General features: G+C 47.4%; 10 protein-coding genes. 1 reads left to right on the top strand and 9 read right to left on the bottom strand.

All coding sequences use genetic code 11. The features are described from left to right. Window positions 1-109: 109 nt before the first annotated feature. The 6 genes from MHB71_RS07855 to MHB71_RS07830 form a co-directional block, all read right to left on the bottom strand. The gene (locus MHB71_RS07855; RefSeq protein ID WP_047843312.1) at window positions 110-1,216 is read right to left on the bottom strand and encodes a Gfo/Idh/MocA family oxidoreductase; all 1,107 of its coding nucleotides are present in this window, start codon (window positions 1,214-1,216) and stop codon (window positions 110-112) included. Between the two features lie 96 nt (window positions 1,217-1,312). Then, the gene (locus MHB71_RS07850; RefSeq protein WP_036613781.1) at window positions 1,313-2,038 is read right to left on the bottom strand and encodes a ThuA domain-containing protein; all 726 of its coding nucleotides are present in this window, start codon (window positions 2,036-2,038) and stop codon (window positions 1,313-1,315) included. 69 nt (window positions 2,039-2,107) lie between these two features. Next, window positions 2,108-3,280: a Gfo/Idh/MocA family oxidoreductase gene (locus MHB71_RS07845; protein WP_340029233.1), complete on the bottom strand. Its 1,173-nt coding sequence runs from the start codon at window positions 3,278-3,280 to the stop codon at window positions 2,108-2,110. 54 nt (window positions 3,281-3,334) lie between these two features. Next, complete coding sequence (locus tag MHB71_RS07840) at window positions 3,335-4,384, bottom strand: LacI family DNA-binding transcriptional regulator (RefSeq protein WP_340029232.1); 1,050 nt, start codon at window positions 4,382-4,384, stop codon at window positions 3,335-3,337. A gap of 279 nt (window positions 4,385-4,663) precedes the next feature. After that, window positions 4,664-5,746 (bottom strand): class II fructose-bisphosphatase, encoded by a 1,083-nt coding sequence (gene glpX / locus MHB71_RS07835; RefSeq protein ID WP_091029562.1) that lies wholly within the window; start codon window positions 5,744-5,746, stop codon window positions 4,664-4,666. A gap of 691 nt (window positions 5,747-6,437) precedes the next feature. Continuing rightward, window positions 6,438-6,956: a GNAT family N-acetyltransferase gene (locus tag MHB71_RS07830; RefSeq protein WP_340029231.1), complete on the bottom strand. Its 519-nt coding sequence runs from the start codon at window positions 6,954-6,956 to the stop codon at window positions 6,438-6,440. Between the two features lie 123 nt (window positions 6,957-7,079). Here MHB71_RS07830 and MHB71_RS07825 point away from each other — a divergent pair, with 123 nt between their 5' ends. Further along, window positions 7,080-7,493, top strand: a complete 414-nt coding sequence (locus MHB71_RS07825; protein ID WP_340030138.1) for a hypothetical protein — start codon at window positions 7,080-7,082, stop codon at window positions 7,491-7,493. 82 nt (window positions 7,494-7,575) lie between these two features. Here the strand turns inward: MHB71_RS07825 and MHB71_RS07820 are convergent, their stop codons facing one another. The 3 genes from MHB71_RS07820 to pucD form a co-directional block, all read right to left on the bottom strand. Further along, window positions 7,576-10,155, bottom strand: coding sequence for a X2-like carbohydrate binding domain-containing protein (locus tag MHB71_RS07820; RefSeq protein ID WP_340029230.1), 2,580 nt, complete (start codon window positions 10,153-10,155; stop codon window positions 7,576-7,578). A gap of 362 nt (window positions 10,156-10,517) precedes the next feature. Beyond that, on the bottom strand, window positions 10,518-11,036 hold the full coding sequence (locus MHB71_RS07815; protein ID WP_340029229.1) for a (2Fe-2S)-binding protein: 519 nt from the start codon (window positions 11,034-11,036) through the stop codon (window positions 10,518-10,520). After that, window positions 11,033-13,360 (bottom strand): xanthine dehydrogenase subunit D, encoded by a 2,328-nt coding sequence (gene pucD / locus MHB71_RS07810; protein WP_340029228.1) that lies wholly within the window; start codon window positions 13,358-13,360, stop codon window positions 11,033-11,035. The genes MHB71_RS07815 and pucD overlap by 4 nt, the downstream gene beginning before the upstream one ends. Window positions 13,361-13,377 lie beyond the last annotated feature (17 nt).

Genomic DNA, 13,377 nt, shown 5'->3' with positions numbered 1-13,377 from the left:
CTTTCGAGCGCTGTTATTCCCAGATTTTTTTGATTTAATAAAAAACAGCCCCTTTCCTTGTTCGAAGGAAAAGGGGCTGTTTATCATGATATAAGTCATAATGGCTATCTTATTTATCCAATGTATACAATGGCAGATCCACCGGCAATGCAGCCGGGCGCTGACACGAGCTTTTCATCTGGTAGAACGTCTGTTCATCCGATGAATCGTGGAATGCCCACATGGCCTCAAGTACGTGGTATGCCAGTTCCCCACTCGCACGGTGTGCACGTCCACTATGTGCTGCATAGGCCATATCTGCCACACCGATGCCGCGTGTATTTTCCTGATATCCTGGGAGAAGCGGAACTTCCGTCCATTCATGTTCACCCAGCAAGCGATAACGAACCGGACCACCAAAGGTGTTGGGGTCAGGTACCTGCAATGTACCGTGCGTGCCATATATCTCAATCGGTGGCAATGCACTTCCGCCAAATACGTCAAAACTTGTAATCAGTGTGCCAATGGCTCCCTGTTCAAACTGTAACAGACCGGTAACGTGAGTTGGAATTTCGACGGGAACCGTCTGACCTCTCTTTTTCTCACTCGTAATCGTCCGTTCTTCCATGGCTTTACCCGTCATGCCTGCAATTGACTTGATCGGTCCCATTAGTTGAACCAATGCGGTGAGATAGTACGGACCCATATCAAACATTGGCCCACCGCCTGACGCGTAATAAAACTCCGGATCTGGGTGCCAATGCTCATGACCACGGCTCATCATAAATGCGGTCGCCGCCACCGGCTTGCCGATTACCCCTTCTTCCACCAATTGAAGTGAAGTCTGGATACCTGAACCAAAGAACGTTTCTGGTGCACAACCCACAAGCAATCCTTTACGCTTCGCTGTTTCGAGCACGGCCTGCCCTTCTTCACGGGTAACCGCGAGCGGTTTTTCTACATACACATGTTTGCCAGATTCAAGCGCCCGCAAGCATACATCCGCATGAACGGAAGGAATCGTCAGGTTGATGATCAGCTCAATCTCGGGATCAGCCAAGATTTCGTCGACGCTGTATACGTTAGGCACGTTATAGGCTGCTGCCTGCTCCTCGGCACGTTTCCGGTCGAGATCCGCAACAGCAACAAGTTCCAGCACCTCGAACCGGTGACAGTTTTCCATATAAATACCGCTGATTTTACCGCAGCCAATAATGCCTACTTTCATTGTTTTCATACCTGTGGCTCCCTTCGCCGTGGATCAGAAATGGTTTATCCATTGAAGATGAATGGTTAACACTGAAGTTACGTTTGCAATCTAACTACAATCTCATTAGTTCTGGTTGTCCGCCATACCTGTGTACACTTCGGTTGCTGAACTTACTCGACTCTTGGCAAGCTCTTTGCCTGCTGCTGTCCATTTAAAACCACTGCGCATCATTTCAGTCACGGGTTTCATGTCTACAATGTCCGCATGGTGTCCCAGTGAGTTGTAGAATACCCGTCCTGCGCCCCAGCGTTTCGTCCAGACAACAGGCATATCTACAGGCCCATTCGCTGCATGCGGACCAGTTACCACTGGGAAACGAGTTGTTGCCAACACTTCCACTGCCGGGTCTACGTGCAGGTAGTACTGTTCACTTTTCACCTGAAAATCTTCAATATGATCCAATAACGGGCTAGAGCCACGCTTCATGTTCACCATATACTCCACACCATCATTGCCTGGATGAGCAACCCATTGTCCACCCGTCATAAACTGCCAGTCTACGTTATTTCGGAAGGCATCACACATCCCGCCATGAAGACCAGCCAAGCCCACACCACTCTGAACAGCCGCTGATACGTTATTGACGAGTTCCTGCTCAATCTGTCCCATTGTCCACAACGGCACGATCAGATCCAGACCCAGCAGCTTCTCTGCATCCGCATAAGACTCCAACGTATTCGAGACTTCAACCTCAAACTGCTCTTCCTTCAAAATACGCTCAAAAATCGCTGCTACCTGCTCCGGTTCATGTCCATCCCAGCCGCCCCATACAATCAGTGCTTTACTCATCGTTTATTCACTCGCTTTCGCCTAGTTTTATGTGTTCAACCTTATTTCTGACGTCACTGTCTTGCTCTCTCACATCTCTTCAAGCGTCACCCAGCGCCGTTCTGTTACCGAACGTTCTACCGCTTCCAGTACAGCCTGACAAGCGACCCCATCGTGGAAACTCGGTGATGGTTGGCGTCCTTCAGAGATTGCTGTCACCAGCTCCAACATTTCATGGGTGAACGTGTGCTCGAATCCAATCGTATGTCCGGCGGGCCACCATGCTTCGGAATATTTGTGTGCCGGATCGGTTGCCAGTACACGGCGGAATCCCTGTACGTCCTCTTCATCCTTTGTGAAATACACTTCCAGTTCATTCATCCGTTCAAAATCAAATCGTACACTGCCGAGACTGCCGTTAATCTCAAACGAGTTCGTACTCCGATGCCCCGCTGCAAAACGTGTAGCCTCGAAGCTTCCCAGTGCCCCTCCTGCGAATCGTGCCAGGAACAGCGTAGCGTCGTCGACGGTCACTTCTCCTTTCGGTGCATCCGCATTCGAACTGCCCTTTGCACTCAGACCGGTCATCTCAGCTGCAAGCGGTCGTTCTTTGATGAAGGTTTCGCTCATGCCGATGACTTCCTGGAATTCACCAACGAGGAAACGAGCCAGGTCGATTAAGTGTGCACCCAGATCCCCGTGGGAACCGGAGCCAGCCACTTCTTTTTGCAAACGCCATACCAGCGGGAACGAAGGATCCATGATCCAGTCCTGCAAGAAAAAAGCACGGAAATGATAGATTTTACCCAGTCGTCCGCTCTCCACCAGATCCTTCGCTAATTGCACCGCTGGTGAGAAACGGTAGTTGAACCCGACCATATGTGCGACTCCAGCATCCTCAGCTGCCTGAAGCATCTCACGCGAATCCGCAAGCGACAGGGCCAGAGGCTTCTCACAAAACAGATGTTTGCCCTGACGAGCTGCTTCCAACGCAATTTCCTTATGGGCATCACTTGGCGCGTTAATATCAATCAGATCAATATCATCTCGTTTCACAAGCTCGCGCCAATCCGTTACACTTTCGGACCAACCGAACTGATTCGCCGCCTCCTGCACTCCCTGCTCGTTACGTCCACAGATCACAGACATCTCAGGCTGCAACGGAGCAGACGGGAAAAACATCGGCAGACTGCGATAGGCATTACTGTGGGCCTTCCCCATAAACTTGTATCCAACCATTCCGACACGAAGACGATTTGACATGATCATTTCCTCCTTTGGAATAATAAAAATTCTCTCAATATGTGTACCAATAAACTATTGACGGATAGAAGAAGCACGGATGATCAGTTCGGTTGGCAACAACGCTCTCGCAGATTCGGTTACCGCTACAACAGAGTTATTCGCTTTATGTGTATCACCCACAGACCCATGCATAAGCTTCGATACTGCAAGTTCACCCATCTCAAAAAATGGAACCCTGACGCTGCTCAGCGGCGGAACCGCCATCTCGGCGGCATCGGAGTCGTCATAACCCACAAATGCCGGAAAATCCCCAGGCCCTATTCCCCGCTCACGCAAACCATGCATGACACCAATGGCCATCCGGTCATTGGCCGCAAATACAGCATCAATCTCATGTAGGCGATCTGCTACAGTCGCTGCCGCCTCAATGCCACTTCTTCTACTATAATTCCCTTTAAGCAATAGACTCGGGTCCAGCTCCATACCTGCTTCTTGCAGGCCAAGACGAACGCCTTCCATTCGCTCCTGGCTGTTGGAATAGCTGTCTGGACCATTGAGAAAAGCGATTTTGCGATACCCCTGATCCGTAAGATGACGTATGGCAAGTCTGCTTCCTTCCACATGATCCGCATCCACTTCCGTGAACGATTGGCCCTCAAAATGCTGATTCATGACACAGAATGGGTGTCCTTCCTGATGAAGTTGCTGCATGGCCGCCAGTTCTTCATGATCATCTCTGGCACCAAGGATAATGCAGGCGTCCACTTTCTGACGCCGGAACAGATCCGTATAATTCATCACTTCACCGGGTGTTCGGAACATAACCAACAGGTCCATGCTATTGTCTCTGGCTTTGTTTCCAATCCCACTCAGCATTTCCGAGAAGAAATACGCCGAGAACAGATGCGCCTTCGGAACATAAGGTAATACCACGCCAAGGTTTCCGCTTTTACTTCTGGCAAAACTGCGAGCAAGCGCGCTGGGCACATAGCCTAACTGTTCGGAAGCTTCAAGAACCTTGCGGCGTGTCTCTTCTTTAATAGGGCCTACCCCATTAAGCACCCGGGAGACCGTCGCCTCGGAAACACCCGCAAGATCAGCCACTTCTTTACGAGATGCCATGAATTTCACCCCCTTCTAGCTCACCTATTAATGATGTAATAATTAAAAATCGATATTTATGTACGCGCGTACATTTTCTCATGCCATGTAACCGTTGTCAATGCTTTTAACACAAAAAAATAATGAGGGTTTGGGTTAATCCAAGCCCTCATTATTATCTTGCCAGAGATGGTACTTTCATTGAATCCGTGCCCTGTAACCTTAGGGGTTCAAGTTACTTATCAAACTCACTACAGCGATTTCAGTTGATCCTATTTGTTCAATTATGGGAAGTGCAGCTCACAACGTCGTTGTAACGCCAAGGTCAACGGAGGATTGACTAAATTCAGCCTGTTCCATTGTTTTCACATGACTCGGAATGCGATCCGAGGGTTCTGGCGTAGATTGGAGCTGTCTTACTTTGTGCAGCACTTCTTTGTTAGGCAGGAAGTGTTGGGAACGAATAAACCGAATTGTTTTGGTTTTGGCACGCATAACAATCGAATCCGTCTCGGCACGATCATCCGCAAGATACCGTACCCCTCCCAAGATCTCACCTGGTGTCACACCTGTTGCGGCAAAAATGACGTCCTCCGTACCGATCATATCCTGCATCGTTAACACTTTGTAAGGATTATCAATCCCCATCTGCAGGCAGCGCTGGAATTCGTCCGCGTTGGCAGGCATCAGGCGACCTTGAATCTCACCCCCAAGGCAAGATAGCGCTGCGGCAGCCAGCACACCTTCTGGCGCTCCTCCAGAACCGACATAGAGATCAATGCCCGCCTCCGGGAAGGCTGGTGCCATTGCACCAGCAACATCACCGTCACTGAGAAACTTGATCCGTACGCCAACCTTGCGTAGCGTCTTGATTGTGCTCTCATGTCGTACACGATCCAGAATCATCACAGTGAGATCCGAGATGTTTTTGTTCAATGCGGCAGCGGCTTTCTCCAGTGTGACTTCAACGGGGTCTTCAATGCTGACCTTGCCTACAAGCGCAGGCCCTACCGCCAGTTTCTCCATATACATGTCCGGTGCGTGGAGCAGGTTACCTTTTCCCGCCACTGCAATAACCGATAGAGCGTTGTTTAGTCCTTTGGCCACGATTTCTGTACCTTCGAGCGGGTCTACAGCTACGTCAACCTCAGGCCCTTCAGCGTTGCCCACTTCCTCGCCGATGTACAACATGGGTGCTTCATCCATTTCTCCTTCACCGATTACCACCGTGCCGCGAATGGACACGGAATCGAACATGGCGCGCATGGCCAAAGTAGCCGCTTCATCTGCACTGTTCTTGTCGCCTCGTCCCATCCAGGGTGCTGAAGCTAACGCAGCCAATTCTGTTACTCTGACAATTTCCAACGCCAGTTCGCGTTCCATTTTTCCCACTTCCTTTCCAATTTCCAAAAGCATAACGTGAAAGCGGTACTAAATCCATCGCAAATCCATATGAAATTGATCTATAATCGGCGTAGTAGCGCCTTTTTAACGATTTATACCTTATTTATCCAATTAATATATGGATCGATTTCGCTCCTTTTTTCGGCTGGTTTTAAGAGTCCAATCCACCTGATTTCTCACTTGAAATATTAATTTTAATTTCCATTTTCCGCTCTAAAACTAAATAATTCAACATGGTGGATTAACACGTCCGTTTCATGCGCAAAAAGTTCTTTTAACATGAGGTATATACAACTTATATACTGATTATTAAGAACGTAACGCTATCTAACAAAATACAAACGAAAACGATTTTCGGATGACTGTCCAAACGTAAAAATAAACTAATAAATTGTATTGATGACCCTTGAGATCAGCCTATTACCTTCACGATTATTGAGCAAAATATTACTGCCAATTATGTATTAATCAGGACTTTAACTTTTGCTAAAGCCATAGATGCAGCTTATGAAGGTCATCGAAAATAATAAGTTTACATAATATTTATTATGTATTAAACTTCGTCAATTTCTTCATTTTATGATTCAACGGTTCTGGCAAAACATAAAAAAGCCCGAAAGAATTCTGCTCAATAGCATTTTTCTCCCAAGCTTTCCCCTCGATGATCCCGTTACAGTATCGTTTTGGTCATTATAAAATCAATCTGTTTCTCATCTCCCATGTAAAAAGCATGAGCTCCTGTCTGTACAAACCCCATCTTTTCATAAAATGCAATGGCATTTTCATTTTTCTCCCACACGCCTAACCAAATATTCGTTTTGTGATGTTCTTTTGCCATCTCTATGGCTTTATGGAGCAGCACTTTACCCAGGCCATGTTTTTGGAACTCTTTTTTGATGTATACCCGCTCGATCTCAAGAGATTCTACACCCATATTCTCAGACTGAGCATCATTGATATTTACCTTCATGTACCCTGCCACTTTATGGTTGACATAAATAAGAAGAAATTGTGAATCCGCTATGGACAGTTCAGTTTCTAATCGCTCCCGATTAAACGCCTTTTCCAGATAAGCTTTCATGTTTTCGGGTGAATTTTGCGCTTTAAACGTTTCATTAAACGTCTCATAACTAATCTCCTGCAGTTCACATACATGTTCAATGGTACATATCTCTATACGAATCGTCATCTATATTCACGTTCCTTTATCAAGTTAATCGTATGTTGCAAATGCAATAAAAAAGGGTTACATTGAATTTAGCTTAATTTTGTTGTATTTGCAACATAATACTGAAAAAGAGGTTGAATGAATTTGAAATATGTACTTTTTGTCGCAGGTATTCTCATCTTAACACTTGGCATCTCCCTTACCATCCAATCTGAACTGGGCACCTCACCGTTTGATGCACTTCTGGTAGGGCTATCACATCATCTAGGGCTTTTACAGACCAATTTTGCACCCATTCCGATTGACCGCTTAACATTAATCTTGCATGAAATCACTCAAACACCCTTATTTATATCGAGAACATTGATTTACCTTGTATTTTTAATTCTGGCGTTTCTGCTCAGTGGACCGATCGGGCTTGGTACATTATTAACTGTATGTTGTGCAGGTGTACTTCTTCAGTTCATTATGGGCCATACGAAAAGGATAATAGATCGCATATTAACAGACATGGATACATCGTCACATACTAGAAGTGATAAAGAACATTCCGTCTAATCGGTGTACACCTTCTACACCATAAAAAGGCTGAATCAGAGGTTCAAACCCTGATCCAGCCCATTAAACGTGCTATCTACCTTTACGGCTCAATTCCCCATACCAGCTGACCGTTCACATACCCGGTAACCTTATCATGGTTTGCGAACTGACTACCGTTTGCCTTGAACGAGTAATCGTTAGTCTGAGTGTAATTCGACCAATTGTTCTTGGAAAAGCGTGTTTGAATCTCTGCGCTCTGGCCCGCATTCAGTGATCCCGCCGCACTTGTAAAGCCCACTTCCAGATAATGATCCGCTCCGGCAACTGGAGTCGCCAGTTTAACGAAATTGCTCGTTACATTCGCACTGCCCATACTGGCCCAGTCGGACCAGAAACTCTGAGCTTCCTCCCCGTCAATTGTATAGTAATACCGAAGTTTTACATCACTCAACGGAATAGTCGAATTGCCTGAGTTGACCAATTTGAACTTGGGTGAGACGCCGTTAGTGGATGCACTTGTATTGCCGTTAAAAGCTTGAATCGTCAGATCCCCTGCTGGCACAGTAACCGTGCTGTCTACCACATTCACCGTTAACACAGCGTTATTTCCTCCATTGAAGTGAAAGGTCAATACGTTCTGGCCAAGGGGCAGCGTAGCGAGATAGGATTTGTTTAGAACAACAGCAGAGCTGGATGCTGTATAATTCTGACCTGATACAAGCGTAACATCCCCCTTTGTGATGCTTGTAAGCTGACGGCCATTTAAGGTGAGAGAGACGTTAATATCCTGTGCGGGATTCGTCGCTTTATCAAATGTTGCATTCACAGGAGAAATCACAGCATTTGTACCCGGTGTTGAATTTACAATTTTGACTTTTAACACAGGGTCCTGGCCTTGATTAAAATCCAGAACAATCGAATGCTCACCAACTGGCAGGGTTGCCAGATAAGCTTTTTTCAACAGCAATGTGCTTCCGTTCAAGGTATAATCTGTCGTTGCGGTCAACGCATTGTTGCCTGCCCGGAGAGCAGTTAGCGTATTGCCGTTTGCATTCACGGTTACGGTTTTATCGCTTTGATTGGGTGTGTATTTGTCAAATTCAACGTTTCCAGGTGTGATGGATGCACTGGGGTTGGGATTGTTAACCTTTAGATTTGGCAGCTCATCCAACGTAATAACATAATCACTTTGATAAAGCGTTTTCAATGTTGCTGGGTAATTAAAAGCAGAGCTCATCAGATGCTCGCCATACCAAGGGCAGAAGTACAGCCATCCTGATTTCTCCTCTGTCAGATTTTTCACGCTTGGGATTGTGTCGTTCTCCGTCATGGCAACCATTTTCGTACCGCCTGTCAATTCAACAAGCTTATAGAAAATCGAGGTAATTGCATCCTCATTCGGTACGCCAGACAAACCGTCATAACGGTTGTAGATCGTATTGTATTTATCATATCCGACAAGATCTACCTGATCATCGCCCGGATACCAGGCAGGAGAAGTGCTGTATACGTAGCTGTTGTAGGTCCAGATCAGATTATGCAAGCCATACGTCTCGGTAAGTTCAGTATACAGCAGATCCCATAGCTCTTTGTATACTTCTGCGCCTGCCGAAGCCCACCAGAACCAAGCTCCTTCCCCGTTCAGTCCGCCGTTGCCTTCTGCTTCATGATACGGACGGAAAAGCACCGGCACATCGTTATCTTGCAAAATCAGTAATTGTTCTGCCAGATCCTCGATGGTCATCATCACGTATTGATACTCTTTGGTACCGGGAATTACCGCATTGGCTGTATTAAAATTCGTTTCTGTTGGCTTGTAGGTCGCCTCTTTCCAATCCACAAAGTCTCCAAGCTCATACGTATTGAAATTACGAGGTACATTGATATGCCAGGAAGCTGTTGCAATACCTTCACGGTTATTCACCCAATCAATCATGCGATCGGTTGTACCGTCCTCCCAACCATACAACGGATTATAATTCATCAGATCAAAGCCACGGATAGCCGGATACTTTCCGGTAAGATCATGAATCCACTCGAATTCAAGCTCTGTATCTCCGTCATTCCCTCCTCCGTAGATCTCTTGCTGACCAGAAATAATGTTGTTTCCGTATACCTCCGTTAAATAATTCATCAAAATTTGAGTTTCCGGTGTAGCTTCAGGATCAGTGAGAACTGGCTGCACATTCAGGGGATCCAGATCAGCATGATCCACTGTAAAAGTATCAAAATACGCGAAGCCCCAGCCAGCCTTCAGCTCAATCGTGTTGGCACCCTGATTCAGCTTGTGAAAGCCAAAATCGAAGTCTGACCATGTTGTCGTGTAAGGTAGCATGAACGCCCCTTTCGTAACACCATTCACGATTAAATTTTGTGACCTGCCATCTGCACTGAGCTCCTGCATATATCGTGTGGAGATCGCGTACATGCCGGTTTCCGGGACAGTTACTGTGAAGGTTAATGTGCCAGAGTTCTGCATCCAGACAAATCCGGCCCCTGAGAATCCGGGCTTGGGTTGCCCATAGATTGAAGTAACCACTTGAAGATCCGGGGTGAGCTGAGCATCTTCGCTTTCGATGGTGAACAATGGTGTGTCTGCATGAACGGGCGCTGTCATTAATCCAAGCAGTAGGACCAATGCCAGCATCATTGCGGTTGCCTTTTTGAGCAAATTTTTCATCAATTCCATCTTCCTTCCCAAGTGAAATATGATAATGAAATGTCAATGAACCCATTCATGATGGCGCTTTCATTTTAAACATAGCATGCACACCAATATTTGTAAATATATGGTGAATGAGAATGTTTGAAATTCTTTTGTACCAGTACTTTGAACATTATATTTCCTTTCTCTCATCCAAGTTGATAATTGACGAAAACGGTTCATAATCTAATCAATTTAGCGTATGAAACTTCATCTCACATTAGATGTATACTTGAAAGAAAAACTGATAAACAACAAAAAAAGCATTCCTATTCGGATGCTTTTTCACGTATGTTTCTTCAATTGCCCTTGCTTATGTCTGCGTCCTGCGTCCCGCCTCAGCTTACGGTTTCCTCGGCAGACGTTTCTTTTACCACACAGCGTTCCCCTGCCTTGCGTACCGCCCGAATAATGCCACCGTAGCCGGTACAACGACACAGATTCCCGCACAATCCCGTTTCAATCTGTTCTTGAGAAGGCTCAGGATGTGCATCCAGTAATGCCTTGGTTGAGATCACCATGCCCGGAGTGCAATAGCCGCACTGAAAGCCACCTTCCTCCACAAAAGCCTGTTGAATCGGATGTAGAGTGCCTTTCCCCTCGCCGTGCAGACCTTCAATCGTCATAATGTCACTGCCTTCACATTGATAAGCCATGACAAGACAGGAATTCACGGGTTCTCCATCCATCAGAACCATACATGCGCCGCAGCGACCAACTTCACAGGATACTTTGGTACCCGTTAGTTGCAAATGAGTCCTAAGCACATCGACAAGTCGGGTCGTTAGCGCGATCTCCAGATGTTTCTGTTCGCCATTCACAACGGCTGTCCAATGATTCTCAAGTGGTTTACTCATGATGGACTCACTCCTTCCTGCAAAGGTACATTTAAAGGTCTGACCAGTTGTTCCCTCGGTACAGGAAGACGGTTAACCCATACGCCTGTCGCCTGGTGAATTGCAGCTGTTATGGCCGGCGCAAGCGCAACGGAGCCTATCTCACCGATCCCCCTAGGACCAAACGCATCACCTTCGGGTAAGTCTTCAATAGCCTCAACCTCCAGATTGGTATGAATATCCTGAATGGTTGGGATCAGATACGTGTCGAGGTTCGTGGTTACATAACGGCTGTCCTGCATGACCGCATCCTCCGTTAACGTGAATCCAAGCGCCATGACACTGCCGCCTTCAATCTGTCCGATATAACCCATAGGGTTGATAACTGGACCTGCCGCAACAACATGGCGCGTATCAAGAAGCTTGGTTTCTCCGGTCAAAGTATTTACTTCCACCTCTGCCGCAACCGCCGCATACGTATACAAATAATGCCCGCCTACCACGTTGTCTGGCGTAGTTGGGTAATCAAACTTTGTATCGAAAATCCATTCATCGGCTTCGCCCTGCGTCGCGAGTTCAGCATACGAGATCAATAAGCCTGATTCTGTTTCTACTTCTGAAGTTTCGGCAGGAAGCTGGCCTTTGCGCCATATACCCCCAGGCCCTGTCACCAGTTCATCTGCCGGAACGCCGGACATTTCAGACGCGACAGCGAGAACACGGGAACGAAATGGAGTCTGCAAGCGTTGAAGAGCCATCCATGCCATCGTTGTTGAACGTGAAGCTGTGCTTGATCCGCTGTGTGGCACACGATCCGTATCGCCGATGATAATACTGAGATCCGATGTACTGCATTGGAACAGATCACATAACATAATTTCCAGCGTTGCAATGAGCCCCTGACCAAATTCCTCGTAGCTGAACGCCACCTCAATCTTGCCTTCGTTGTTCAGGGACAGGCGGCCTCCTGCAGGATCTGGAATGCCATAACCCAGCCCTGCACCATGCATGGCGATGGCTGCTCCGACTCCGCGTTTGATCCACGGCGGCAGAGCAGGATCTGCCGGGGGACTCTGATGTTTTTGCCACAGTTCGGAGCGATCCAATGCCTCCCACACTTGGGACAGTCCATCCGTAACCAGAATGCGTTGATTCAGTGGTCCAGGATCATTCTTTTCCCTCATATTACGTCTGCGGAACTCCCAAGGGTCCATGTTCATGATTGCTGCAAGTCGATCCATCTGGCCTTCCATGGCAAAAATCGCCTGATTCCCGCCAAATCCGCGAAACTCACCTGACAGCCCGTTATTCGTATATACAGATACGCCTTCCACATCCACATTTGGAATAGCGTACGGTCCAAGGCAATGCTCGGTACAGAAGTTCAGCACGGGTGCACCAAGTGTGGCGTACGCTCCGGTATCTGCTGTTATACGGACACGATGCGCTTGGATGATGCCTTCTCGACTCATGCCGGTCTGCATTTCAATCTTCATTGGGTGACGTTTCAGTCCTGCACGCACGGATTCTTTACGAGAATTATGCATTTTCACAGGACGTCCGCATCTCAAGGCCAGTAGTGCACCATAGGGCTGTACGTTTAGTTCATCTTTTCCGCCAAACGAACCACCAATCGGTGAAGACACCACCCGGATATCTTCTTCAGGACAGCCAATAATGCGTGCAAGCTGCATCCGGTCTTTATAACCATGTTGCGTTGCCGCGTATACATTCAGCCTTCCCTCTTCATCCGGGACAAACAGGCCACCTTCTGTCTCCATGTACGCATGCATCTGGCGAGGCGTATAATACGTCTCTGTCACGATATGATCACAAGTGGCAAAAGCTTGCTCGGCGTCTCCACGTTTGATCTCCGTCCGATGCAGCACATTACCTGGTCCATGCTCATGCAGCTCTGGTGCACCTGGAGCCAAGGCAGCGTCTGTACTATTCAGAGGTGTGAGTTCCTCATACACTACACGGATCGCATCCAGTGCAAGCGCCGCACGTTCCGGGGAATCCGCAGCTACCGCTGTAATGGCATCCCCAACATAACGTACAATATCCTCGCAGAACACAGGCTGATCCGGGGTCGCTATGCCAAAACGATTCAGACCAGGCACATCTTTGGAGGTCAGCACCGCATAGACACCTTCCAATGCCTCAGCTTCCGAAGTATCTATAGACAGTATACGAGCATAAGGATATTCGCTTCGCAATACTCTGCCATGGATCATGTCAGGTAACGTCATATCCGTCAGATATTGAAGTTGGCCTGTAACTTTGGGTGCCCCATCTGGCCGCAGGTGCCAGCGTTTCCCGCTCTGTTTCCGATTCAGCAGCATGATGCCTCTCCTCCTTT

The sequence above is a fragment of the Paenibacillus sp. FSL H7-0940 genome, from assembly GCF_037979415.1.
Classification (GTDB): Bacteria; Bacillota; Bacilli; order Paenibacillales; family Paenibacillaceae; genus Paenibacillus; species Paenibacillus amylolyticus.
The sequence above is the reverse complement of the archived record's forward strand: the minus strand, read 5'-3'. Positions and strand labels throughout refer to the sequence as shown.